21 protein-coding genes are annotated in these 22675 nt (G+C 73.9%); 6 read left to right on the top strand and 15 right to left on the bottom strand.

Going from position 1 to position 22675, the window contains the following annotated elements:
* The first annotated feature begins 141 nt into the window (after window positions 1-141).
* Entirely contained in the window at window positions 142-621 is a 480-nt protein-coding gene (locus ACFXOZ_RS08810; protein ID WP_380588672.1) for a hypothetical protein, read from the top strand.
* 58 nt (window positions 622-679) lie between these two features.
* Here ACFXOZ_RS08810 and ACFXOZ_RS08805 read toward each other — a convergent pair whose 3' ends face one another.
* Window positions 680-1699: a hypothetical protein gene (locus tag ACFXOZ_RS08805; RefSeq protein WP_380588669.1), complete on the bottom strand. Its 1020-nt coding sequence runs from the start codon at window positions 1697-1699 to the stop codon at window positions 680-682.
* Between the two features lie 131 nt (window positions 1700-1830).
* On the opposite strand from ACFXOZ_RS08805, the gene ACFXOZ_RS08800 reads away from it, so the two are divergent.
* Window positions 1831-2421, top strand: coding sequence for a TetR/AcrR family transcriptional regulator (locus tag ACFXOZ_RS08800; protein ID WP_375891138.1), 591 nt, complete (start codon window positions 1831-1833; stop codon window positions 2419-2421).
* Here the strand turns inward: ACFXOZ_RS08800 and ACFXOZ_RS08795 are convergent.
* A complete protein-coding gene (locus ACFXOZ_RS08795; RefSeq protein ID WP_380588667.1) occupies window positions 2418-3017 on the bottom strand; it encodes a TetR/AcrR family transcriptional regulator in 600 nt (199 codons plus the stop codon). The genes ACFXOZ_RS08800 and ACFXOZ_RS08795 overlap by 4 nt on opposite strands.
* 128 nt (window positions 3018-3145) lie before the next feature.
* On the opposite strand from ACFXOZ_RS08795, the gene ACFXOZ_RS08790 reads away from it, so the two are divergent.
* Together ACFXOZ_RS08790 and ACFXOZ_RS08785 are read left to right on the top strand one after the other, a co-directional pair.
* A complete protein-coding gene (locus tag ACFXOZ_RS08790) occupies window positions 3146-3889 on the top strand; it encodes an SDR family oxidoreductase (protein WP_380588664.1) in 744 nt (247 codons plus the stop codon).
* Between the two features lie 90 nt (window positions 3890-3979).
* On the top strand, window positions 3980-4405 hold the full coding sequence (locus ACFXOZ_RS08785; RefSeq protein ID WP_375891143.1) for a hypothetical protein: 426 nt from the start codon (window positions 3980-3982) through the stop codon (window positions 4403-4405).
* A 21-nt stretch (window positions 4406-4426) separates the two neighbouring features.
* On the opposite strand, the gene ACFXOZ_RS08780 is transcribed toward ACFXOZ_RS08785, so the two are convergent.
* From ACFXOZ_RS08780 to ACFXOZ_RS08770, 3 genes are all read right to left on the bottom strand, one after another.
* The gene (locus ACFXOZ_RS08780) at window positions 4427-5833 is read right to left on the bottom strand and encodes an SDR family NAD(P)-dependent oxidoreductase (protein WP_380588661.1); all 1407 of its coding nucleotides are present in this window, start codon (window positions 5831-5833) and stop codon (window positions 4427-4429) included.
* A gap of 214 nt (window positions 5834-6047) precedes the next feature.
* A complete protein-coding gene (locus tag ACFXOZ_RS08775; protein WP_380588658.1) occupies window positions 6048-7544 on the bottom strand; it encodes a carbohydrate binding domain-containing protein in 1497 nt (498 codons plus the stop codon).
* 229 nt (window positions 7545-7773) lie between these two features.
* Window positions 7774-8385: a choice-of-anchor C family protein gene (locus ACFXOZ_RS08770; protein WP_380588656.1), complete on the bottom strand. Its 612-nt coding sequence runs from the start codon at window positions 8383-8385 to the stop codon at window positions 7774-7776.
* 425 nt (window positions 8386-8810) lie between these two features.
* On the opposite strand from ACFXOZ_RS08770, the gene ACFXOZ_RS08765 reads away from it, so the two are divergent.
* Window positions 8811-9764, top strand: a complete 954-nt coding sequence (locus ACFXOZ_RS08765; RefSeq protein ID WP_380403183.1) for an aldo/keto reductase — start codon at window positions 8811-8813, stop codon at window positions 9762-9764.
* A 37-nt stretch (window positions 9765-9801) separates the two neighbouring features.
* On the opposite strand, the gene ACFXOZ_RS08760 is transcribed toward ACFXOZ_RS08765, so the two are convergent.
* The 4 genes from ACFXOZ_RS08760 to ACFXOZ_RS08745 all read right to left on the bottom strand — a co-directional run bounded on the left by ACFXOZ_RS08760 (window position 9802) and on the right by ACFXOZ_RS08745 (window position 14239).
* Entirely contained in the window at window positions 9802-10404 is a 603-nt protein-coding gene (locus tag ACFXOZ_RS08760; RefSeq protein ID WP_380523582.1) for a GNAT family N-acetyltransferase, read from the bottom strand.
* Window positions 10405-10524: 120 nt separating this feature from the next.
* Window positions 10525-11199 carry a nitroreductase family protein gene (locus tag ACFXOZ_RS08755; protein WP_375891153.1) on the bottom strand — a complete coding sequence of 225 codons (675 nt, stop codon included), beginning with the start codon at window positions 11197-11199 and terminating at the stop codon, window positions 10525-10527.
* 83 nt (window positions 11200-11282) lie between these two features.
* Window positions 11283-12920 carry an ABC-F family ATP-binding cassette domain-containing protein gene (locus tag ACFXOZ_RS08750; RefSeq protein ID WP_375891155.1) on the bottom strand — a complete coding sequence of 546 codons (1638 nt, stop codon included), beginning with the start codon at window positions 12918-12920 and terminating at the stop codon, window positions 11283-11285.
* 113 nt (window positions 12921-13033) lie between these two features.
* A complete protein-coding gene (locus ACFXOZ_RS08745) occupies window positions 13034-14239 on the bottom strand; it encodes a trypsin-like serine peptidase (protein WP_380523578.1) in 1206 nt (401 codons plus the stop codon).
* Between the two features lie 545 nt (window positions 14240-14784).
* On the opposite strand from ACFXOZ_RS08745, the gene ACFXOZ_RS08740 reads away from it, so the two are divergent.
* Complete coding sequence (locus ACFXOZ_RS08740) at window positions 14785-16392, top strand: ABC-F family ATP-binding cassette domain-containing protein (RefSeq protein ID WP_380588652.1); 1608 nt, start codon at window positions 14785-14787, stop codon at window positions 16390-16392.
* Between the two features lie 9 nt (window positions 16393-16401).
* Here ACFXOZ_RS08740 and ACFXOZ_RS08735 read toward each other — a convergent pair whose 3' ends face one another.
* From ACFXOZ_RS08735 to ACFXOZ_RS08710, 6 genes are all read right to left on the bottom strand, one after another.
* Window positions 16402-17931 carry a S41 family peptidase gene (locus tag ACFXOZ_RS08735; RefSeq protein ID WP_380588649.1) on the bottom strand — a complete coding sequence of 510 codons (1530 nt, stop codon included), beginning with the start codon at window positions 17929-17931 and terminating at the stop codon, window positions 16402-16404.
* 234 nt (window positions 17932-18165) lie between these two features.
* Window positions 18166-18819 (bottom strand): Pr6Pr family membrane protein, encoded by a 654-nt coding sequence (locus ACFXOZ_RS08730; protein ID WP_380588646.1) that lies wholly within the window; start codon window positions 18817-18819, stop codon window positions 18166-18168.
* Between the two features lie 202 nt (window positions 18820-19021).
* Window positions 19022-19735 carry a response regulator gene (locus tag ACFXOZ_RS08725; protein ID WP_380588643.1) on the bottom strand — a complete coding sequence of 238 codons (714 nt, stop codon included), beginning with the start codon at window positions 19733-19735 and terminating at the stop codon, window positions 19022-19024.
* Window positions 19732-21000, bottom strand: a complete 1269-nt coding sequence (locus tag ACFXOZ_RS08720; RefSeq protein WP_380588640.1) for a sensor histidine kinase — start codon at window positions 20998-21000, stop codon at window positions 19732-19734. Before ACFXOZ_RS08720 ends, ACFXOZ_RS08725 begins: the two co-directional genes overlap by 4 nt.
* On the bottom strand, window positions 20997-22034 hold the full coding sequence (locus ACFXOZ_RS08715) for a hypothetical protein (protein ID WP_380588637.1): 1038 nt from the start codon (window positions 22032-22034) through the stop codon (window positions 20997-20999). The genes ACFXOZ_RS08720 and ACFXOZ_RS08715 overlap by 4 nt, the downstream gene beginning before the upstream one ends.
* 88 nt (window positions 22035-22122) lie before the next feature.
* A complete protein-coding gene (locus ACFXOZ_RS08710; protein ID WP_380523565.1) occupies window positions 22123-22662 on the bottom strand; it encodes a GNAT family N-acetyltransferase in 540 nt (179 codons plus the stop codon).
* Window positions 22663-22675 lie beyond the last annotated feature (13 nt).

The raw sequence follows: 22675 nt of genomic DNA, 5'->3' as shown, positions 1-22675 counted from the left end.
CGCCCTCCTCCCGCAGGGTGAACCGCGGTTGGCTCTCCCGGGGGAGGAGCTCCGGTCGCGCGGTCGAGGCGGGGGAGGGGCGGTGGCGGCGAGGGTGGACGCATGGTGATGAACATCCCGGTCGGTGATACCGAACGCCCAGTGCCCCGTTGGGCCCTGCGCCTGGCCAAGGCCCTGCCCTTCGTCCTCCTGCCGCACTGCCTGTGGCGGCTGCCGTTCGCCTTCGACTTCGCGATGGGCACGGTCGACCCGGACCGCCCGCCCTGGGTCTGGTGGGCGACCCCGTACGTGTTCGGACTGAGCCTGGTCACCGAGGGGCTGGCGCTGCTCACCCTGGGCCTGGTCAGCGGCTGGGGCGAGGTGTTCCCGCGCTGGGTGCCGTTCCTGCGGGGGCGCCGGGTGCCGCCGTTGGGGCCGCTGGTCGCGACGGTGCTGGGCGGGCTGGTGCTGTTCGGACTGTTCGGGCTCCAGCCGCTCGCCTGGGCCGGCGTGGTGGACGAGGTCGGGTTCAGCAACGGCTGGTGGGAGGCGCTGTGCCGGGTCTGCGTCAGCCCGGCGGCGCTGTGGGGGCCGATCACCATCGCCCTCGGTGTCGCGTACTACCGCCGCCGCACCGCCTGAGCGCCCGGTCGGCGCGGGAAGCCGGACCGGCCGGCCTCCCGTGCCGACCGGGTGGGCGTCAGTGCGTCCGGTAGTACTCGCCGACCGCGGTGAAGGCCTCCTTCGGGTCCCAGGGCAGGCCGGGGAACCTGCTGCCCGGGCGGTCCTCGTACACCTTGACGATGCCGTAGCTGGCCAGGTCGAGGTCCTCGCGGGGGTCGCCGTCCGGGCGGTGGACGAAGTCGTACAGCGCGAAGGTGAACACGAAGGCGGCGTCGATGCCGCCCTCGTCGAAGGCCGTCAGCAGCTCGCGGACGTACCCGGCCTGGGCGGGCTCGTCGCGCTCGTACCTGCCGTCGAGGCGCACCGGGCCGTCGGCGTCGTACTCGACGACCTCCAGGCCGAGCGCGCCCCGGTCGCCCGCGCCGCGGTAGGTGGCGGAGCCGAACTCGGTGACGGCGACCGGCTTGCCCTGGGCCGTGAGGTCCCGGACGCCGTCGGCGAAGCGGTCGGCGATCCCGGCGGAGCGGTACAGGTCGAGGGAGATCCGGTCGAAGGGCGTCCAGTCGACCCGCTCCAGCGGGACGGCGGCGTAGGTGACGGGCCCGTCGAAGTGCGCGCGGACGGTGGCCACCGCCTCGCCGAGGAAGGCGTTGACCTCGGCGCTGACCGCCCCGAGGTGCTGGCGCACCTCCTCCGGCCGGGCGAGCAGCGCGACCCGCTCGTCCGTGGTGGCGCCGGGCAGGAAGCCGGGGTTCATCAGGCTCAGTTCGGCACCGGCCACGAACACCACCTCGGCCCCGCCGCGCCGCAGCCGCTCCGCGCGCCCGGCGCAGTCGGCGAACAGCCGCAGCATCTCCTCGGTGGTCAGCTCCAGCGGGTACGGGGAGAACCAGACCTCCAGCCCGAGTCCGGCGGCCAGCCCGGCGGCGAGCTCGATCCGGTCCGGATCACCGCCCATGATCCGGACGGCGGTGCAGTGCAGTTCGTCGCGGATGATCCGCAGCTCGCGTTCGACGGTCTCCGGCTCGAACAGCTTGCGGGAGTACGACCCGTCCCTGACGAAACCGGTGTCGTAGCTGATTCCCTTGGCGCGCATGGTCCCCTGCCTTCATGGCGGATCGGAAACGTACGGAATTTACGGTACGGCCAGTACCGTAGTTGCCGTCGGGGTCGGAGGGCAAGTAAGCATGGGGGCGGTACGGGCGACAGCGAGGGCGGAGCGGGAGCATGGCCGGGCAGACGCGGCGGCGCGGGGCGGCGCTGGAGGAGGCGATCCTGGCGGCCGCGGTCGCGGAGCTCGCCGGGTCCGGGTACGCCGGGCTGACGATGGACAAGGTCGCCGCCCGCGCGGGCACCAACAAGAACGCCATCTACCGGCGCTGGCCGAACCGCCTGGCCCTCGGCATCGCCGCCTACAAGCAGCTCGCCAAGGCCGCCCCGCTCCCCGACACCGGCGAACTGCGCGGTGACGCGCTGGAGTTGCTGCGCCAGGCGAACCGGCACTGGAGCTCCCCGCTCGGCGGAGTGCTGCGCGAACTGCTGGCCGCCGCGGGCGGCGCGAGCGAGTTCCTGGCGCAGTTGCAGGACCAGTCCGGCGACGCCGCGGCCGCCCCCTGGCTCACCGTGCTGGGCCGGGCCGTCGCCCGCGGCGAGGCGGAGCCCGAGGTGCTGCACCCGCGGGTGGCGACGGTGGCGGTGGTGCTGCTGCGCAACGAGTTCGTGGTGCGGGGGGTGCCGAGCGCGCCCGACGACGTGCTGGTGGAGATCGTCGACGAGGTGTACCTGCCGCTGGTGCGGCGCCGGGGCGTGCCCGGTTAGTCGTTCCCGGTGACCAGGGTGTCGGCGAGCCGCTCGGCGACGGTCGGGTCCAGCGGGCCGTGGCCGAGCAGGAAGCGGTACCAGAACACCCCGTAGACCTGGTCCACGATCAGGTCCAGGTCGGCGTGCTCGGCCAGTTCGCCGCGCTCGCGCCCCCGGGCGAGCAGCTCGTGCAGCGCGTCGCGCCGGGTGGCGGTGAAGGCCTGCATCAGTTCGGCCAGGTGCGGGTCGCGGGCGGCCTCGCGGACGAGGGTGCGCAGCGCGGAGGCCGTGGTGCTCTGCTGGGCGGCGTCGAAGGTGGTCTCGACGAAGGCCCGCAGGTCGGTGCGGAGTGCGCCGGTGTCCGGGTGGTCGGTGACGTCCTGGTCGGCGCGGTCGGTGAGGGCGTCCAGCAGGACGGCGCCCTTGGAGGGCCACCAGCGGTAGACGGTCTGCTTGCCGACGCCGGCCGCGCGGGCGATGGCGTCGATGGTGACGGGCGTGCCGTCGGATTCCGCGAGCAGGTGCAGTGCCGCGTCCAGGATCGCCCGGTGGGCCGCCTCGTTGCGGCGGCGGCCGGTGTGCGGCCGGGCGGCCTGGGGGTCGGTCTCGCTCATGGTGGTGTCCCTTTCCTCCGGTCCCCGTTCTTCCTCCCCCACTTGACAAGACTAGCAGTCTCGGCAAACATCATTACCGGAACCGATGGTCTCGACAAGTTCCTGATCAAGCCGGAAGGGCCAGAACCATGAGCACTGCATCGAACCTCTTCACCGGACAGCGCGTCGTCGTCATGGGCGGCAGCTCGGGCATCGGCGAGGCGACCGCGACCGCCTTCGCGGCCGACGGCGCCGAGGTCGTGATCACCGGCCGCGACCGCGCGAAGCTGGACGCCGCCGTCGCCCGGATCGGCGGAAAGACCGAGGGCGCACAGCTGGACGCGACCGACCCGGCCGCCCTCGCCGCCTTCTTCACCGGCGCCGGCACCGTCGACCACCTGGTCGTCGCGGTCAGCGGCGCGGCCGGCAGCGGCCCCTTCGCCCAACTCGACCTCGCCGACCTCGCCCACGGCTTCGACGCCAAGTTCTGGCCGCAGGTGCGCGTCCTCCAGGCCGCCCTGCCGCACCTGCGCGAGGACGGCTCGGTCACCCTGATCACCGCCGCCTCGGCCCGCGCCGCCATCCCCGGCACCGCCGGACTGGCCGCCATCAACGGCGCCCTGGAGGCGATGGTCCCGCCGCTGGCCGTCGAACTCGCCCCGCTGCGGGTCAACGCCGTCTCGCCCGGCGTCATCGACACCCCGTGGTGGGACCGCGTCCCCGCCGAGCAGCGCACCGCGCTCTTCGACGGCCTGGCCGCCACCACCCCGGTCGGCCGGGTCGGCCGCCCCGAGGACGTCGCCCGGGCGATCCAGATGTTCGCCGCCAACACCTTCGTCACCGGCGTGGTGCTCGACTGCACCGGTGGGGCCAACCTGCCGACCGGCCGCTGACCGCTGACCGCTGACCGCTGTACGGCGCGACGGCCCGCCCGGGAGCACCCCGGGCGGGCCGTCCTCGCAGGTCGGGCCTAGGGTTCGAGCATGAACGTACCCGCACTGATCCCGATCCGGCGCGAGCCGGACTGGCGCACGGACACCATCGGCCGCTGGCAGGGCGGCCAGTTCCTGGCCTCGGCCGTCGTGGCCGAGGGCCGACCGTACGCGGTGCTGCACCGTTTCGACCCGGCGGGGCAGCACCTGGAGTCGAGCATCCGGGCCGTCGGCACGGCGGCGGAGGCCCGTCGGCTGCTGGACGAGTGGCTGGACGCCCTGCCCGAGCGCGCGTACGGGGACATCGCGATCGCGCAGTTCTCCGTGGAGGTCGACGGCGTGCTCTTCGGGCTCCTCCTCGACGAGGAGGAAGCCGACGAGGACGACGAGGAGGGCGAGGAGGAAGGGCCCTGGGTCGAGCTCCGCCCCGACGGCCTCGGCTTCCACGCGCCGTGGGACGGCTGCTACGACACCTGAGCCGTCACCGCCCGCGGGCCGTCACCACTCCGCGACCCGGTAGTCCTTGAGGAACACCCCCGACACCGGGTGGCCCGCCTCGCCGCGCACGATCGGGTCGTACACCCGGGCCGCGCCGTCCACGATGTCCAGCGGGGTGCGGAAGCCCCGGGCGGCGATCCGGGTCTTCGCCGGCGCCGGGTTCTCGTCGGTGATCCAGCCGGTGTCGACGGCGCACATGTGCACGCCCCGTGGGGCGAGTTCGGCGGCGCTGGTGCGGGTGAGCATGTTGAGCGCGGCCTTGGCCATGTTGGTGTGCGGGTGGCGCGCGGTCTTGTTGCGGACGGCGAACCGGCCCTCCACCGCCGTGACGTTGACGATGTAGCGGGCGGGGTGCGGGGAGGCCAGCAGCAGCGGCAGCAGCCGGTCGCAGAGCAGGGCCGGGGCCAGCGAGTTGACCAGCTGGGTCTCCAGCAGCTCCGCCGGGTCGAGCGAACCGAGCGTGGCGGACCAGGAGTTGGTCGGTGCCAGGTCGGGCAGCAGCCCGGCCTCGTCGGTGAGGTCCAGCAGGGAGCCCGCCCCGGACGGGAGTTGGGCCGCGACGGCGGACGGCCGGAAGCCGGGAGCGTGGGTGACGGCCCGGCGGTCGGCGCCCGGCAGGGCCGCGGCCTCGCTCGCCGCCAGCAGGGCGTAGGACTCCGGGGGGCGGCGCAGGGTCTGCGCGGCGTTGTTGACCAGGATGTCCAGCGGTCGGCCCTCGGCGCGCAACTGCTCGGTCAGGCCCAGGACTTGGCGCGGGTCACGGAGGTCGATGCCGACCACGGTCAGCCGCTCCCACCACTGCGCGCTGCCCTCGGCGGCGCGGAAGCGGCGGACGGTGTCCTGCGGGAAGCGGCTGGTGACGGTCAGCTCGGCGCCGTCCCGCAGCAGCATCAGCGCGAGCTGGAAGCCGATCTTCACCCGTCCGCCGGTGAGCAGCGCCCGGCGCCCGCGCAGGTCGGTGGAGAGGCCGCGGCGGGCGGTGTTGTCGGCCGCGCAGTCCGGGCACAGCATGTGGTAGAAGCCGTCGACCCGGCGGTACGGCTGCTTGCAGACGTAGCACTTGCGCGCGACGACCAGTTCGCCGACCGGCCCTCCCGGAGCCGTGGCGAGCGCTGTGTCCTCGCGGCGCTGCCGGGCGCCGGTCGCGGTGGCGGCGAGCAGTGCGGCGTCGGCCTGCCGGACGGCGTCCTTGGCCTCCTGGCGGCGGCGCTTGCGGCTCTCCATCACGAAGGAGCTGAGCTGGCGCTCGGCGACCAGCCGGGTGCGGTCGTGCGGGGGGAGGCCGCGCAGCCGGCCCAGGGTGACGCTGAACGCGCTGAGTTCCTCGGGGGTGAGGCCCGCCGCACACGCGGCTTCGCTGGTCGTGGTGGTGGTGATCAGCTGGTGGTGGTCGTCCCGGACCGTCATGTCCGCCCCCTCGTTCCGTACAGGTGGGAGGGACTGTAGTTGACGGTCCGGGACGATGAGATGCCAATTTCTTCCGGCTGCCCGAGCCGCCCGTGCCACCCGAGCTACCCGAGCTGCCCGAGCTGTCCGTGCCGCCCGAGAGTGTCGGCCCGGCCGTGACGCACAGAGGCGCCGACGGCCCCCTGGCCCGTCGGCGCCCCGCGGGGTCGTGGCGTCAGCCCGTGTACTTGCTGAAGATCTTCGCGAACTCGTACGGCTGCTGGGTGATGTTGGTGCACTTGGCCAGCGAGCCGGTGCAGGCGTTGGCGTCCCGGGTGGCGTCCCAGAAGGCGAGCAGGCCGAGGTGGTTCTGCTGGGCGAAGGTCGTCAACTGCTGGGCGGCGGCCTGGTTGTAGATCTGGTGGTCGTCGTTCTCGCCGATCATCGGGGTGACCCCGACCATGGCCCACAGCTGGGCGTCGGTCTTCGCCGGGTAGAGCGCCTTGAGCTGGCCGAAGGTCGCCTGCGCGGCCTGGACGGCGGCGTTGCCGTAGTCGCTGCCGGAGCGGTAGTAGTCCATCGCCATGATGTTCACCAGGTCCAGGTTGACCCCGGCGTCCCGGGCGGACTTGACGATGGCGACGCCGTCGCTGGTCAGGCCCTCGGGCAGGACGGGCAGGGTGAGCGAGACCTTGAGGCCGGGGTGGGCCTGCTGGAGCTTGGCGAGCGCGGCGGAGCGGCGGTCGTTGGAGGCGGTGTCGGCGATCGCCGCGCCCTCGATGTCGTAGTCGACGTAGCGCAGGTTGTAGGCGTTGACCACCGCGTCGTACTCGTTGAACAGCGAGTCCACCGAGGTGCAGGCGGCGGCGAGTTCGGTGCCGCTGGCGCCGCCGAAGGAGAGCTTGACGTCGCCGCCGGCCGCGCGCAGCGCGTCGACCTGGTCCTTGGCCCAACCGGTGCGCGGGTCGTAGGCGTTGAACCAGCTGGCCTTGCAGCCGACGCCGGTGACGAAGCCCATGGTGTAGCCCTTGACGCCGCCGGCCTTGGCCATGTCGGGCATGGACGGGGTGGGCCAGGCGCCCATGTCGATGTACGGGGCGACGGGGAGGGCGACGTTCGGCGGCGGGGTGGTCGGGCCGCCGGTCGGGGTGGAGGTCGGCGGGGTGGTCGGGGGAGTGGTCGGTCCGCCGCCACCGGGGCCGGTGAGGGTGACGTCGTCGGCGAGGTAGGCGCCCTGCCCGTACCAGCCGTGCAGGTAGACGTTGACGCTGGTGGTGCTCGGTCCGGTGGTGAAACTGGCGGACAGCTGCTGCCAGTTGGCGCCGCCCGGGGTCCACACGGCGGGGTCGGTGACGCCGCTGCCGGTGGCGCCGAGGTAGACGTACTGGCCCTGGACCCAGGCGCTCAGGGTGTAGGTGGTGTTGGGCTGGACGCTCACGGTCTGGCCGCACTGCGCGGTGTCGCTCGCGCTCACCGCCCCCTTGAGGGCGTCGGTTCCGCTGTGGGCGCCGGAGGTGACGATGCTTCCGGTGCCGGCGGAACAGCTCCACGGGGCGAGCGTGCCGCTCTCGAAGCCGCCGTTGGCGAGCAGGTTCGCGTCCGCGGCGCCGGCGTTCCCGGCGAGGGCGGCGAGACCGCCGGCCGCGAGCGCGGTGGCGGCGGCGAGGCTCAGCAGGGTGGTCCGGCCGGCGGGGCGGCGGCGGGTGGGGGCGTGCTGGGGCGCGCTGGGCATGGGGGTGCCTCTCGGAGCGTGGGGCCGCCCGCGCCGCGAAGGGGGGAGACGCGGGGCGGGCGGCAGCATGGGGGCTGTTCCGGTGCGGGAGGAGCGCGGTGCTGAGGATCAAACTGGACTAGACCAGCTGTGCACGTCAAGCACTTCCCGGGGTTCGGGAGCCTTCCGAGAGCAGGTTTTAGGGAGGGTTTAAGGAGGGCGGGTCGGCCCGTGACGGCCCGTCAGCCGGTCAGCCGCCGCAGCAGGGCTTGCACTCCTTCACCTGGACGTCGTCGAGCACCGGCCCGAAGGCGCCCCGCACGGTGCTCTCGAAGGTCAGCGTGGTCGAGGAGTTGTACGCGACGAAGCTGAACTGCCGTCCGACGTAGCCCATGGCGGCGCGGGTCTTGCCGGTGACGTCGAAGGAGAAGTCCTGGAAGTCCTGTCCGTCGATCAGCACTCGGCCGGTCCGCAGGGCGGGCCCGCCGCCGGGGTTGCCGGCCAGTGCGTAGCTCACCGAGTAGGTGGCGCCGGGGATCGTGGTGAAGGTCTGGGCGATGGCGCCGCTGTCGGCACCGTTGAGGTCCACCGACTGGTCGCCCTCGGCGGCCTGCCAGAACCCGGCGCCGATCAGGTCGACGCTGCCGCTGGTGACCAGCCACGGGCCGATGCTCTGGCCGGTCACCGGCTCGGTGAAGGTGTTCGGCGCGATCTTGGGGGACTCGAAGCTGCCGTCGTCGAAGCGGCTGAGCGCGCGGTGGCCGGCCGCCTGGGCCGGGGCGGCGAGGCCGGCGGTGGTCAGCGCGGTGGCGGCGGCGAGGGTGAGGGCGAGGGCGGCGGTGCGGGTGCGCGAGAGCGACATGGGTTCCTCCCCGAGGCGGGCGACGTCTTCGGTCGCCTCCGTGGCGGCGGGCCGGGTCGACCGGCCGCGGACCGAGCCTCGACCGTCGCGGCGAGCCGTGCCAAGACCGGACCGGCGGCGCCAGGTGGCGCGATGATCCCGCGACCGGGCCCCCGCGCGCCGGTTTGGCGGGGCGGACGTCCGCCGGGCCCGGGCGGACCGTCCGGGGGCGAACGCCCGGGCCGACGGCCGGGTGCGGGAGCCCGGTGGTGAAACCGGAGGCGCGCGCCCCGTTCGCGCCGCACGGCGGTCCGATGACCGTACCGGAGGCGGGGGTTGACCTCGGAAGGCTTGACCTCGAGTGCACTCCAAGGGGGAAGCTGGCGGCGTTGATCCACTTCGGCTCAGCGGAACCACAGAGCGGAACCACAGAACGGAGCACCGTCATGCGCAGCGCCTTCTTCGGCAGCGGCGGCCCGGAGGTCGGCGTGATCGGCCTCGGCTGCATGGGGATGACCCACGCCTACGACGTCCGGAGCCGGGACGACGAGAGGTCCGTCCGGGTCATCCACCAGGCCCTGGACCTCGGCGTCACCCTGATCGACACCGCCGACGTCTACGGCCCGTACAGCAACGAGGAGGTGGTCGGCGCCGCCCTGGCCGGCCCGCACCGCGAGCGCGCCTTCCTCGCCACCAAGGTGGGCATCGTCCCGGGCGGCGGCGGCCCGAACGTGCGCGACGGCCGGCCCGAGCACGTGCGCCGCTCGATCGACGACAGCCTGCGCCGGCTCGGCACCGACCACGTCGACCTGTACCAGCTGCACCGGGTCGACCCGGCCGTCCCGATCGAGGAGACCTGGGGCGCGCTCGCCGAGGCCGTCCGGGCCGGAAAGGCCCGCCGGATCGGGCTCTCCGAGGTCGGCGTCGAGGAGATCCGGCGCGCCCAGGCGGTGCACCCGGTGGCCTCCGTGCAGTCCGAGCTGTCGCTGTGGACCAGGGACGTGCTGGCCGAGGTGCTGCCGTACACCGAGGAGCAGGGCATCGCCTTCCTGCCCTTCTCGCCGCTCGGCCGGGGCTTCCTGACCGGCAGCATCTCCTCCTTCGACGAGCTGCCCGAGGACGACCTCCGCCGCCGCCTGCCGCGCTTCCAGCAGGACGCGCTCAAGGCCAACCTGGCGCTGGTCGGCAGGGTCCGGGAGATCGCCGAGCGGCTCGGCACCACCCCGGCGCGGGTCGCGCTGGCCTGGGTGCTGGCGCAGGGCCGGTACGTCCTCCCGATCCCGGGCACCAAGACGCCGCGCTACCTGGAGGACAACGTGGGCGCGGCCGCGGTCGAGCTCTCGGCGGCCGACCTGGCCGAGCTGGACGCGCTGCCGGCCCCGGAGGGCGGGCGCTACTGAGCGCCCCGGGCGTCGCCCGCCCCGAGGGCCCGGGCCGTCACCGCTCCATGACCCAGACCAGCTGCCGTCCGGTCTCGCCCGGGGCCCGGACGGCGGCCTCGGTGACCCGGTCCAGCCGGTAGCCGAGCTTGCGCGGGACGGCCGCGCTGGCGGTGTTCGCCCGGTCGCAGCGGATCTCCACCCGGGCGATCCCGGGCAGCGCCAGCGCGGCCTGGGTCAGCGCCCCGGCCGCGGCGGTGGCGATGCCGCGGCCGACGTGCCGGGCCGCGACCCAGTAGCCGATCTCCAGCGCGCCCGGGCCGAGCCGCGCGTGCAGCCCGAGGGCGGCGACCACCCGGCCGGGGGCCTCGTCCAGGTCGGCGAGGTACATGAAGTCCGTCCCGGCCTCCCAGGCGGCGGTGCCGGCCCTGGTCCGTTCGGCGGTCCGGGCCCGGGTGGGGACCTCGGCCGCCCAGTCCAGCCAGGGCCGCAGGTGCTCCAGGTTGGCCCGGACCGCCCGGTGCAGCGCGGGTGCGTGGGCGCTGCGGCGGCGGTGCAGGCAGAGGCCGCCGGGCAGCCGCAGCAGTTCGGGCGGCCGCCCGGTGGTCACCTCGGGTGCCGCCCGGACGGGCTCGCAGGACTGCGGCAGTGCGGGGCTCATGGCGGCGATTATGTCCTTGGCCCGGACCTGCCACATCCGGACGGGGGCGCATCCCGTCCCGCCGACCGGCGGGGGCGGGCGGGAGCGGGAGAGGGGCGGGAGGAGGCGGCCTCCGGCGCGTCAGAGCCGGACCATCACCTCGTCCAGCTCCTTGCGCCGCAGGTCCGGCACCCGCGCCCCCTCGGCGGGGTAGCCGACCGGGATCACGTACGCGGCCCGCTCCTCCGCCGGGCGCCCGCACACCTCGTTGAGGAACCGCATCGGGCTCGGCGTGTGGGTCAGTGTGGCCAGCCCGGCCTGGTGCAGCGAGGCCAGCAGCAGTCCGACCGCGATCCCCACCGACTCCTTGGTGTAGTACGGGCGCGGCGAGTCGGGGCCCTTGTGCACCTCGAAGACCACGATCACGGCCGGCGCGTCCTCCAGGAACGGCTTGTGCCAGTCGGTGCCGATCGGCGCCAGCGCGGCCAGCCACTCCTCGGACGCCCGGTGGCCGTAGAACTCGCGCTCCTCCGCCTCGGCCGCCTCGCGCAGCAGCCGCTTGCGCTCCGGGTCGGTGATCACCACGAACCGCCAGGGCTGGACGTGGGCGCCGCTGGGCGCGGTGCTCGCGGTGCGGACGGCCCACTCGACCACCCCGTCCGGGATCGGTTCGGTGGAGTAGTCGCGGACGGTCCGGCGCTGCGCCATCACGTCGTGGAATGCCTTGCTGCGGGCCTCGGCCTGGTGGGCCGGCACCGTCATCGGGGTGAGCGGGACGGTCGGGTGGGGCGTCCCTGCCACTGCGCTGTCAACCATGGCCGACAGCACAGCACATGACGGCCGCTCCGGGAAGAGGTAGAGACCAATTCCCGGGGCGGCCGTCCGTGTCTCGAAGGAGCCTAGAGCTCGTGCACCCGGCCGCCCCGGACCTCGATCCGCCGGTTCACCGCCACCGTGTCCAGCATCCGCCGGTCGTGGGTGACCAGCAGCAGGGTGCCGGTGTACGAGCCGAGCGCGGACTCCAGCTGCTCGATCGCGGGCAGGTCCAGGTGGTTGGTGGGCTCGTCCAGCACCAGCAGGTTGACCCCGCGGGCCTGCAGCAGCGCCAGCGCGGCCCGGGTGCGCTCGCCGGGGGAGAGGGTGCCCGCCGGGCGCAGCACGTGCACCGCCTTGAGGCCGAACTTGGCCAGCAGGGTGCGCACCTCCTCCTCGGTGAGCTCCGGCACGGCGGCCGCGAAGGCGTCCGCCAGCGGCTCGCCCCCGAGGAAGAGCCCGCGCGCCTGGTCGACCTCGCCGACCACCACGCCGGAGCCCAGCACGGCACTGCCGGAGTCGAGTGCGAGCCGGCCGAGCAGGGCCGCCAGCAGGGTGGACTTGCCCGCGCCGTTGGCCCCGGTGATCGCGACCCGGTCGGCCCAGTCGATCTGCAGGTCCACCGGGCCGAAGGCGAAGTCGCCGCGCTGGGCGACGGCCGCCCGCAGGGTGGCCACCACCGAGCCGGAGCGCGGCGCGGTGGCGATCTCCATCCGCAGCTCCCACTCCTTGCGCGGCTCCTCGACCACGTCCAGCCGCTCGATCATCCGCTGGGTCTGCCGGGCCTTGGAGGCCTGCTTCTCGGTGGACTCGGTGCGCTTCGCCTTGGCGTTCTTGTCGTTGTCGCCGCCCTTGCGGCGGGCGTTGCGGACCCCGTGCTCCATCCAGTTGCGCTGCATCTGCGCCCGGGCCTCCAGCGAGGACTTGGTGTCGGCGTAGTCCTCGTACTCCTCGCGGGCGTGCCGGCGGGCCACCGCCCGCTCCTCCAGGTACGCCTCGTAGCCGCCGCCGTACAGGTTGACCTGCTGCTGGTGCAGGTCCAGCTCCAGCACCTTGGTCACGGTGCGGGCCAGGAACTCGCGGTCGTGGCTGATCAGCACGGTGCCGGCGCGCAGGCCCTTGACGAAGGCCTCCAGCCGCTCCAGGCCGTCCAGGTCGAGGTCGTTGGTGGGCTCGTCCAGCAGGAACACGTCGTAGCGGGAGAGCAGCAGCGAGGCCAGGCCCGCGCGGGCGGCCTGGCCGCCGGAGAGCGCCGTCATCGGCAGGTCGAGGGAGACCTTGAGGCCGAGCGAGTCGGCCACCTCCTCGGCCCGCTCGTCCAGGTCGGCGCCGCCGAGGTCCAGCCAGCGGTCCAGGCTCGCCGCGTAGGCGTCGTCGGCGCCGGGGCGGCCCTCGACCAGGCCCTCGGTGGCCTCGTCCAGCTCGGCCTGGGCGGCCGCCACGCCGGTGCGCCGGGCCAGGAAGCCGCGCACCGACTCGCCCTCGCGCCGCTCCGGCTCCTGCGGCAGGTGGCCGACGTTGGCGCTCGCCGGGCTGAGCCGCAGCGACCCGCCCTCGGGGGTGTCCAGCCCGGCCAGCAGCCGCAGCAGGGTCGACTTGCCGGCGCCGTTCACGCCGACCAGGCCGATCACGTCGCCGGGGGCGACGACCAGGTCCAGGCCGGTGAAGAGGGTGCGTTCGCCGTGGCCGGCGGCGAGGTCCTTGACTACGAGTGTCGCGCTCATGATGGAGCCGATTGTAGGAGGACCGGGCCCCGAGCCGGAAAAGGCGGCGGGGCCGCGGCTGCCTTCCGGCAGTCGCGGCCCCGCACGGGACCGGGGCGGGTCTCAGCCGCCGATCACTTGGCCTTCTTGGAGAAGTAGTCGAACATGTGCGCCGCGACGTCCTCCAGGTAGGGGCCCGCCTCGTAGGTGTTGGCGCCGTTGCCGACGGAGGTGTCGCTGACCAGGGCCGGCTTGCCGTCCTTGGTGGTGTACCAGCCGCCGCCGCTGCTGCCGCCGGTCATGTTGCAGCCGATCATCAGCATCGCCGGGCGGCTCGGGTCACCGGGCTTCGCGGCCGGCTTGCCGCCGTCGCAGTGCTCCAGCTCGACGCCGTCGAAGGGCTTGCCCTCCGGGAAACCGTAGTTGGCGACGGAGGCGAGCTGGTCGCGCGGGGCGTTGAACCACAGCGGCACGGAGCCGCCGACGGTCTCCTCCAGCGACTTGCCGCTCGGGTCGGGGTTGGTGACCTTGATGATGCCGAAGTCGTACTGGCTCCACGGGCCGCCCTTCTCCGGGTCGGCCTCCTGGGTCCACTGCGGGGAGACCATGCCGGCGGTCGCGCCCCACTCGCCGTACGGCTCGGCGTCGTCCAGCTTGGACTTCTGCTTGTTGCCGTTGCTCAGCACGCCGTTGCTGTTGAAGGCGGGGGCGAAGGTGATGTCGGTGTAGTACTTGTTGCCCTTGCCGCCGTGCAGGCAGTGGCTCGCGGTCCACACCAGGTTGCTCTTGCCCGGGTTGGCCGGGTCGGAGACGACGGTGCCGGAGCAGACGTAGTCCTCGTTGCCGTCCTTGAAGAAGATCTTGCCGTTGACGTGCATGTTCTTCGGGAAGGGGTGCGCCACGGGCTTGGCGGCGACGACCGGGGGCAGCTGGTCCGGGCCGGTCGGCGGCTGGGCGGCGGTGGGCTGGGCCGGGGCCGCGCTCGTCGGCTGGGCGGTCGGCTGCCCGGTGGGCTGGGCCGGCGCCTGCGGCAGCGGCTTCGGCTTGGCGTTCAGCAGCTTCTGCAGGGTCCAGTAGCCCTTGGCCGCCGGGGTGATCACGTTGGCCTGGGCCCATTTGTCCCAGTCGTCGAGCTTCCAGGTCTTCAGCTCTTCGACCGTCGGCAGCTTGATCGGAGCCGCGCCCGGCTTCCCGGAGGCACTGGCCGCGACCGACGGCGCGGAGGTCTGGGCGCCGGCCGGGTCGCTGTTGTCCGGGCCGCAGCCGCTGGCGACCACCATGGTGAGCGCGGCGACGGTGGCGCCGAGGACGGCACGGCTCGGCCTGGATATCGGTGACATGATTTCAAATCCCCCTGTTGACTACCGCCATACGGCCCGGTCCTCGGGTGCGGCCGACCGGGGCCGCAGGTATGGCAGGTGAGGAGTCTGCCATGCGGATAAGGAACTCCTTACAGGCGCCCCCGGCCGGTACGAGGCCGTCACCGGATCGGCACCGGATCGGCACGGGGCCGCGTTCGGCCCGGCGCGCGGGCGGTCCGGAAAACCGGTTGCGACCGTTCGCCGACGTGCCTAGCGTGGTTCGCGTCATCCGCCAGACAAGGAGAAGGCCGTTGCTCTACTGAGGTCCCGGGACACCGCCCCCGCCACGCAGGCCCCGCTGCCGCTGTCGTTCTGACGGCCGCAGTTGTCGCCGCAGTCGCAGTCGCAGCCGTAGTCATAGCTGTAGCTGTGGCCCTTGCCGCGTGGTGTGCGAGTGTGCGACCTCAGTCACGGCCCGTGGCGCGTCATCGCGCCGTCCTGTCCTCCGGCCGTCCCGGTTCCGCACCCGCGGTGTCTCCCCGTGTTGCTCGTCACCCCTTCAGCAACCACCCGGGAGGCCTTGCATGGCACAACCCACCACCGCCGTCCTCTGCACCGACCTCGCGTTCGAGTGGCCCGACGGCAAGTCCGTCCTGGACGGCTTCCACCTCGCCGTCGGCCCCGGCCGCACCGGACTCATCGGCCTCAACGGGGCCGGCAAGTCGACCCTGCTGCGGCTGATCGCCGGCGAACTCACCCCCACCGGCGGCACCGTCCGGGTCGAGGGCGAACTCGGCCACCTGCCGCAGGGCCTCACCCTCGACACCGGCCTGCGGGTCGACGAGGCGCTCGGCATCCGGGCCGCCCGCGAGGCCCTGCACGCCATCGAGTCGGGCGACACCGACCAGCGGCACTTCGACGCCGTCGGCGACGACTGGGACGTCGAGGAGCGCGCCCGCGCCACCCTCGACAAGCTCGGCCTGCGCCGCCTCGGCCTCGACCGCACCACCGGCGAACTCTCCGGCGGCGAGGCGGTGTTGCTGCGACTGGCCGCCCTGCTGCTGAGCCGCCCCGACGTGCTGCTGCTGGACGAGCCCACCAACAACCTCGACCGGGCCGCCCGCGAGCGGCTCTACGAGACGGTGGCCGGCTGGCAGGGCGCCATGGTGATCGTCAGCCACGACCGCGAACTGCTCCGGCACGTCGACCAGATCGCCGACCTCCGGGACGGCGGGGTGACGTGGTACGGCGGCAACTACGACGACTACGAGCGCACCCTCGCCGCCCAGCAGGAGACGGCCGAGCGGCTGCTGCGCAACGCCGAGGCCGACGTCCAGCGCCAGAAGCGGGACTTGGCCGAAGCCCGCACCAGGCTGGACCGCAGCGCCAGCTACGGCAAGAAGCGCGCGGTCACCCGCAACGACCCGCACATCTTCGCCGGGATGCTCAAACGCAAGGGCCAGGAGACGGCCGGCCGGCTCACCGGCATGCACGCCGAACGCCTGGAGGAGGCCAGGGCGCGGCTGACCGCCGCCGAGGAGGCGGTGCGCGACGACGCCGAGATCCGGATCGACCTGCCGCGCACCGAGGTGCCGGCCGGGCGCACCGTGCTCACCCTGCAGAAGGTCCGGCTGCCCTTCGGCGCCACCGTCGACCTCGACCTGCGCGGCCCCGAACGGATCGCCCTGGTCGGGCGCAACGGCTCCGGCAAGACCACTCTGCTGCGCACCATCGCGGGCGAACTCTCCCCGCTGGAGGGGCAGATCACCACCCCGGAGGGGCTGCGCCACCTGCCGCAGCGGCTCGACCTGCTGGACGACGCACTCACCGTCGTGGAGAACGTCAAGCGGTTCGCCCCCGCCGCCGGGGACAACGCGATCCGCGCCCGGCTGGCCCGCTTCCTGTTCCGGGGCGCCCGGGCCGAGCAGCCGGTCGGCACGCTGTCCGGCGGCGAACGCTTCCGGGCGACGCTGGCCGCCCTGCTGCTGGCCGACCCGCCGCCGCAGCTGCTGCTGCTCGACGAGCCGACCAGCAACCTGGACCTCGCCAGCGTCCACCAGCTCACCCAGGCGCTGGCCGCCTACCGGGGCGCGCTGATCGTGGTCAGCCACGACCTGCCCTTCCTGCGCGGCCTGGGCCTGACCAGGTGGCTGGAGCTGGACGGCGAACTGAGGGCGGTGGATCCGATGTAGCGGCTCCTGCTACCGCTGCCGCAGGGGGCCCTGGTCGCCCCGGGCGTCCTCGGCGAGCACCCGGCGGGCCGTGCTCAGGGCGGAGTCCTTGAGCGCGGCCAGCTCCTCGGGGCTGTACACCGGGGTCCGGAGGTCCGGCGCGATGCCCGGGCCGTCGAAGGTGCTGCCACTTCGGGTGAGGTACTTCTCGTTCGGCAGGACGACCGCGAAGTCCGGCGAGAGCGGCTTGATCAGGACGTCCGAGTAGACGCCCTGGGTGTTCTCGCCGATCCGGGTCACGTGCGGGGAGCGGCCCATCAGCGCCTGGGTGAAGGTCTCCGCCGCGCTGGCCGAGATCGAGGAGGTGAGCAGGGCCACCGGCCCGGTGAAGTGCTCGCCGTCCGAGGGCTCCACGGGGACGGGTACGGGCCGGGTGAACTTCGTCGGGTCGGCCGGGTCGTTCCGCGCCACCTTCCGGTAGGCGAGGTACGGGCGGTCGGTGAGCCGGGCGGCGATGTGCAGCCCGAGCGCGTCCGAGCCGCCGCCGTTCAGCCGGACGTCGAGCACCAGCCCGGTGAGCCCGTCCGGGTCGGCGAGCAGGGCGTCCAGCGCCCTGTCCAGCTCGGCGACCTGGCTGCGGTAGTCGCCGCCGGTGTAGCCGTCGAAGCTGCCCACCCGCAGGTAGCCGACGTCGTCGGGAAGCCGGCCCACGCCGAGCTTCCCGGCGGCGAAGAGCTGCTCCGGCCCGGTGAGCTGGGCGGCGACGGCCTCCCCGGCCCGGGTGGTCAGCTCCTTGGTGCGCACCGTCGAGCCGGGCCGCCGTCCGCCGAACACCCCGGTCGGCTGCCCGTCGACGATCCGCGCCAGCCCGGTGTGGGCGTCGCCGAGCGGCCGCAGCATGTCGACGAACACCTCCTGCAACTGGTCGGTGGTCGTCGTCGGCGTGATCCGTCGCCGCTGCTCGTCCCGGACGGCGTGCCAGTCGATCCCCTTGGCCGCGAAGAAGGGGTAGTTCTCCTCGAAGTCCTCCCAGAACCGGTCGAAGACCGCGAGCGGGTCGTTCGGTGCCGGGGTGGTGCACAGGGCCGGCAGGGCGGGGAGCCGGTACAGGTCCTTGGTGCCGACCCCGCCCTCCTCGCGGTCGACCAGCCGGTCACGGCCCTTCGGGGTGAGGGTCACCGCGTTGCTGCCCACGACGTAGCGGACGGTGCCGTCCGGTCCCGGCGGGCCGGCTTGCGTCGCGGTGATCCAGCCGGGCACGCAGCTGTGCGCGGTCACGTCGTAGGTGGTCAGCTTGCCCCCGTCGACGGCGACCACCGTGCCGTAGCCGTCCATCCGCCAGACTCCGGTCGGACTCCCCGGCCGCCCCTCGGCGGCGGCCGCCGTCCCCGCCGCCGGCCCGACCGCCGTGGCGAGCACCAGTGCCGTCGCCAGCGCCGTGGTGGTGGCCGCCGCCCTGGCGACCTTCCGGGACCTCGCCCTCGGCCCCCGCCGTCCCTGTTCGAGGTTCGGCCTCCGCCGACCCCGCTCGATGTTCGACCCCCGCCGACTCTGCTGCATGTCCGGCCTCCGCCGAGTGTCCGGCCTCCCCCGCGGAACCCCTCCGCCACCGTGCCCACGACGCTACGGTCGCCCGCACCGCCCGGTCGTCATCCGACGCGCCGCTCCCGTCCCCTCCTCCGGGCCCACTCGCACGCCCGGTCGAACCACCTCGGGAGGGATGGACGGCAAACCCTTTTGACGGCGGGTGGAAATCCGTCGTGGCGGATCCGAGGCCGGCCGCGTCCGCCTCTCCTACTCCTGCGCCTCTTCCCGCTTCCACCTGTCCGCGACCAGGGTGCCCAGCCGGTCCAGCCCGACGACGGCCGCGCCGAGCACGATGAACTCGACCGTCAGCTGGGCTATCTGGCCCCAGACGTAGCCGTAGCCCTTGGTCGTCGGGTCGAAGAAGAAGTACGGGTAGGGCCTCGGGAAGTCGGCGAACAGCGCGTTGCGGGCGAGCACGATCGCCGCGTAGCCGAGCGGGAAGGCCAGCCAGAGCGGGAGGTTCTTCCAGGTCGACGCATTGCGCGGCTTCAACGCCACCCAGTCGACCAGCACCATCACCGGCGTGACGTAGTGCAGGAAGAAGGAGGACCAGTGCGCCAGCCGGTCCGGCCCGTCGACCAGTCCGGGCAGCGGGCTGGCGCCGTGCTGGAGCAGGACGTGCGAGACCAGTCCGGTGATCAGGATGTACAGCGTGGCGGCCCCGCGCAGCCGGGGCGCGGGCGCGTCCACGGTGTCGCGCTGGAGCATCCAGTACACCGCGCCGATGAAGTAGCCGAGCACGATGACGTTGCTCTGCACGGTGAAGTACACCAGCGACGCGTCCCCGAGGGTCAGGCCGAGGCCGGCCGAGAGCACGATGCCCATGCGCCACCACAGCGCGGGACGGGTCCGGACGGTCATGCGGCCACCAGTTCGTTCCAGGCGATACGGGAGGTATCGGACGTTCGGAGGGGAAGATCGCACTCTACTCGGTGGTACCCGTCGAGGGAACTTGTGTACGAACTTCCGCCGCCGAACCGTCGCGGAACCGCCGCCGAACCGTCGCGGAACCGCCGCCGAACCGTCGCGGAACCGCCGCCGAACCGTCGCGGCCCCGCTTCGGTCACCCCGGCAGGACGAAGCCCGACTCGTAGGCCGCGATCACGGCCTGGGTGCGGTCCCGGGCGCCCAGCTTGGCCAGCACGCTGCCGACGTGGGTCTTCACCGTCTCCTGGCTCACCACCAACTGCCGCGCGATCTCCGCGTTGTTGAGTCCGGTGGCCATCAACCGCAGCACCTGGCCCTCCCGTTCGGTCAGCCGCCCGATCGGCCCCCGGTCCGCGGCGGCCTCCCGGCGGCCGTCCGCACCGTGCCGCAGCGCGAGTTCGCGCACCGCCGCCGGGAACAGCAGCGAGTCACCGCGCGCGACCAGTCGCACCGCCTGCACCATCTCCTCGGCCCGGGCCCGCTTCAACAGGAAGCCGGCCGCGCCCGCGCGCAGCGCGTCGTACACGTGGTCGTCGTGCTCGAAGGTGGTGACCACCAGGATTCGCGGCGGCTCGGCCATCCCGCGGACCAGCTGCTCGGTGGCCCGGATCCCGTCGATGCCGGGCATCCGGACGTCCATCAGCACCACGTCCGGGCGCAGTTCGCGCGCCAGCGGTACGACCTCGGCGCCGTCGGCGGCCTCGCCGACCACGGAGAGGTCCGGTTCGGCGTCGATCACCACCCGCAGGCCCATCCGGACCAGGCGCTCGTCGTCCGCGATCACCACACGGATGGGCCCGCCCTCCGTGCCGCCCCGCGCGCCGTCCCCCGTACCGTTGCCGTCGTTCATCCCCCAGTCCCTCCCAGCGGCAGCCACACGGCCAGCCGCCACGTCGTCCCGTCCTCGCTCGGCCCGACGGCGCTCCCGCCGCGCAGGGCCGCCGCCCGTTCCCCGATCCCGCGCAGCCCGCGCCCGCCGCCGGGGCGGCTCGGGCGGGCCGCGCCCAGCGGGTTGGTCAGTTCGATCTCCAGTCGGCCCGCGTCCAGCGCGACCCGCAGCCCCGCCGGGGCGGGCCCGGCGTGCCGGAGCACATTGGTCAGGCCCTCCTGGACGATCCGGTACGCCTCGCGGGAGACCCCGGCGGGCAGTGCGCCCAGGCCGGGCGCCAGCTCGGCGTCCACCGTCACGCCGGTGCGGGCGAGTTGGCGCAGCAGGTCGTCCAGCCCGGCCAGCGTGGGCCCGGCCGGTCCGGTGCCACCGTCCTCCTCCTCGCGCAACAGCCCCAGCACGGTGTCCAGTTCGGCGACGGCCCCGCGCGCGGTCTCCTCGATCGCGCACAGCGCCTCCGCGGCGAAGTCCGGGTCGGTGCGCAGCACCCGGGCGGCCGCCGAGGCCTGGATGCCGACCGCGCTGAGCGCGTGCCCGACCGAGTCGTGCAGTTCCCGGGCCAGCCGGTTGCGCTGGGCGAGCACGGTGGCACGCCGTTCGGCGGCGGCCAGCCGCTCCTCCGGGGTGGGGCCGAGCAGCCTGGGCGCCCAACGGGCCAGCAGCGCACCGCAGCCGGCGTTGCTGACGACGATCAGCAGCAGAACGGCCAGGCCCAGTGCGGGGCCGGTGAGCATCCAGCCGGGGAAGCGGTCCGTCCAGTAGCCGGAGAGGTCCTCGGACCCGATGAGGCCGAACATCAGCACCACCGCGAAGGGCGCCCCGGCCAGCGTCATCCCGGCGACCACCCCGCCGGTGAACAGGTGCAGCACGAAGAACGCGGCGGTCCGCCACCGGGCGGCCCAGGACCGGGACGGCCCGGTGGCCAGTTCCTCCGGCCGGGCCACCGCGCACAGCGCCCGGGCGGCCGCGCCCTCCAGCCCCCGGACGGTCGGCACCAGCGCGGTCACCGCGGCCATCGGCAGCGAGGTGAACAACGACAGCATCTGCAACAGCAGTTGGCGGGCGTGGCCCTGGTTCGGGTTGAGCGCCCCGAGTCCCACCGTCGACAGCAGGTAGTAGGGCATCAGCAGCGCGCCGCCCAGCACCAGGTGCACCCAGCGCAGTCGGGCCCGCCGTCCGAACAACACCTCGCCCGCCCGCCGGATCCGGCGGCCCCCCGTACTCACCCGGGCGACTTTACGTCAGCACCGCCGGGGCCGTCAGTGCCGTCGGGCCCGTCAGTGCCGTCGGGTCCGGCTCCCCGGCCGGGCGCGGCCCCCCGTTCGGTCAGGGCCACCGCGCCCGCGGCCAGCATCAGGGCCCCGGCCGTGAACTGCCCGGCCTCCACCAGGGCCAGGAACCCCGGTACGGCCCGCGGCAGGTCCGGCACCGCCGTCGAGGTCCCGAACGCCACCAGCAGGAAGCCGCCCCAGCCGAACAGCGAGCCCGCGCCGGTCCAGGCCACCAGCAGCGGCACCCGCAGCCGCCGTCGCGGCCCGATCCGGAAGACCAGCACCAGCAGGGCCAGGGCCGCGGCGACGGCGGTCACGGCGGTGGCCGCGTCCATCGTCGCCATCGACCGGTCGTACTCCTCGGCCATCCGCAGCGGCAGTCCCACCGTCCCGCCCGCCGCCCAGTACGCCCGGGCCGTCGCGACCCCCAGCGCGACCAGCGCGGCCACCACGGCGAAGGCCCGCTGCACGTTGCGGGTGGGGGAGTCGGGCAGGTCGCCGATCCGGTCGTGGAGCAGGCCCGTCCAGCGTCGGCGGGCGTACAGCGCGAACGCGGTGAACAGGGCGGCGCCCTGCACCCCGAAGCCCCCGTAGACCACGGCGTACACCCACCCCGCGAGGCCGTCGTCGGCCTGCTGCGCCGCCGTCCGGTGCTCCGCCCCGAACGCCAGTGAGCCCAGCAGGTCCAGCGGGACGACCACCAGGATCGTCCCCAGCAGCCCGGTCGCCACCCACATCGGGAACGCCACCAGCGCGGCCGGGGCCCGCCGCCCCCACGGCCGGACGAAGGCGAGCGCGAGCAGCAGCGCGACCACCTCCATGCCGAAGGTGAGGAGGTTGAGCGTCCACAGCCCGTCCAACGCCTTCGCGTCGCGCACGCCCACGGGGGAGCCGGACAGCCACAGCAGTTTCAGCGTCAGATAGGGCACCGTGGCGGCCATCGCGATCCCGGCCGCCGCCCCCCGCACCACGTCTTCCTTGCGCCTCATGCCCCCTACGCTGCCGCCCCACCCCGGGCCGCGGCCTCGGCCCGGGGTGCGATCCCCCTCCCCCCGGCGGGGGATCTCCGGCCCCTCCCTACGCCATCCGGTGGATCAGCCGGTCCTCCTGGTCGACCCGCCCGTCCGGGTCCGGCACCAGCCCGAGCCGCTCGGCCAGCCGGCGCGACGGCAGATTGTCCGCCCTGATCAGCGCCGTCACCGGAATCCCGGGGAACCGCGGCAGCGCCTCCGCCATCGCCGCCCGGCACGCCTCCGCCGCGTACCCCTTGCCCCACGCCGACGGCCGGAACCGGTAGTACAGGTTGAACACCGGCTCCCCGTCCAGCGAGTGCAGGAACAGCCCGGCGACCCCGATCACCACCCCCGGCTCCTCCCGGGTCGCCACCATGCAGTACCCCACCCCGTCCCGCGGCCAGTCCGCGATGAACCCGGCCAACTGCTCCCGCGCCGCCCCGAGATCCCGCTGCGGCCCGTCCGGGTTGTACCGGTTGGTCTCCGGATCCCCGTGGATCGCGAACATCGCCTCCGCGTCCCCCTCCTGCGGCCGGCTCAACACCAGCCGCTCGGACACGGCGACGACCGTGCGGGCATCGGTGGGCAGATCAGTGGTGGTCATGGAGGCTCCCCCT

The sequence above is a fragment of the Kitasatospora sp. NPDC059160 genome (assembly GCF_042755465.1).
In the GTDB taxonomy this organism is placed as follows: domain Bacteria; phylum Actinomycetota; class Actinomycetes; order Streptomycetales; family Streptomycetaceae; genus Kitasatospora.
The sequence above is the reverse complement of the archived record's forward strand: the minus strand, read 5'-3'. Positions and strand labels throughout refer to the sequence as shown.

Bases quoted from the DNA above. Each gene is read 5' to 3' on its own strand.
- ACFXOZ_RS08805 (WP_380588669.1), bottom strand. From the start codon at position 1,699: ATGCGCGCCAAGGGAATCAGCTACGACACCGGTTTCGTCAGGGACGGG.
- ACFXOZ_RS08800 (WP_375891138.1), top strand. From the start codon at position 1,831: ATGGCCGGGCAGACGCGGCGGCGCGGGGCGGCGCTGGAGGAGGCGATC.
- ACFXOZ_RS08795 (WP_380588667.1), bottom strand. From the start codon at position 3,017: ATGAGCGAGACCGACCCCCAGGCCGCCCGGCCGCACACCGGCCGCCGC.
- ACFXOZ_RS08790 (WP_380588664.1), top strand. From the start codon at position 3,146: ATGAGCACTGCATCGAACCTCTTCACCGGACAGCGCGTCGTCGTCATG.
- ACFXOZ_RS08785 (WP_375891143.1), top strand. From the start codon at position 3,980: ATGAACGTACCCGCACTGATCCCGATCCGGCGCGAGCCGGACTGGCGC.
- ACFXOZ_RS08780 (WP_380588661.1), bottom strand. From the start codon at position 5,833: ATGACGGTCCGGGACGACCACCACCAGCTGATCACCACCACCACGACC.
- ACFXOZ_RS08775 (WP_380588658.1), bottom strand. From the start codon at position 7,544: ATGCCCAGCGCGCCCCAGCACGCCCCCACCCGCCGCCGCCCCGCCGGC.
- ACFXOZ_RS08770 (WP_380588656.1), bottom strand. From the start codon at position 8,385: ATGTCGCTCTCGCGCACCCGCACCGCCGCCCTCGCCCTCACCCTCGCC.
- ACFXOZ_RS08765 (WP_380403183.1), top strand. From the start codon at position 8,811: ATGCGCAGCGCCTTCTTCGGCAGCGGCGGCCCGGAGGTCGGCGTGATC.
- ACFXOZ_RS08760 (WP_380523582.1), bottom strand. From the start codon at position 10,404: ATGAGCCCCGCACTGCCGCAGTCCTGCGAGCCCGTCCGGGCGGCACCC.
- ACFXOZ_RS08755 (WP_375891153.1), bottom strand. From the start codon at position 11,199: ATGGTTGACAGCGCAGTGGCAGGGACGCCCCACCCGACCGTCCCGCTC.
- ACFXOZ_RS08750 (WP_375891155.1), bottom strand. From the start codon at position 12,920: ATGAGCGCGACACTCGTAGTCAAGGACCTCGCCGCCGGCCACGGCGAA.
- ACFXOZ_RS08745 (WP_380523578.1), bottom strand. From the start codon at position 14,239: ATGTCACCGATATCCAGGCCGAGCCGTGCCGTCCTCGGCGCCACCGTC.
- ACFXOZ_RS08740 (WP_380588652.1), top strand. From the start codon at position 14,785: ATGGCACAACCCACCACCGCCGTCCTCTGCACCGACCTCGCGTTCGAG.
- ACFXOZ_RS08735 (WP_380588649.1), bottom strand. From the start codon at position 17,931: ATGCAGCAGAGTCGGCGGGGGTCGAACATCGAGCGGGGTCGGCGGAGG.
- ACFXOZ_RS08730 (WP_380588646.1), bottom strand. From the start codon at position 18,819: ATGACCGTCCGGACCCGTCCCGCGCTGTGGTGGCGCATGGGCATCGTG.
- ACFXOZ_RS08725 (WP_380588643.1), bottom strand. From the start codon at position 19,735: ATGAACGACGGCAACGGTACGGGGGACGGCGCGCGGGGCGGCACGGAG.
- ACFXOZ_RS08715 (WP_380588637.1), bottom strand. From the start codon at position 22,034: ATGAGGCGCAAGGAAGACGTGGTGCGGGGGGCGGCGGCCGGGATCGCG.
- ACFXOZ_RS08710 (WP_380523565.1), bottom strand. From the start codon at position 22,662: ATGACCACCACTGATCTGCCCACCGATGCCCGCACGGTCGTCGCCGTG.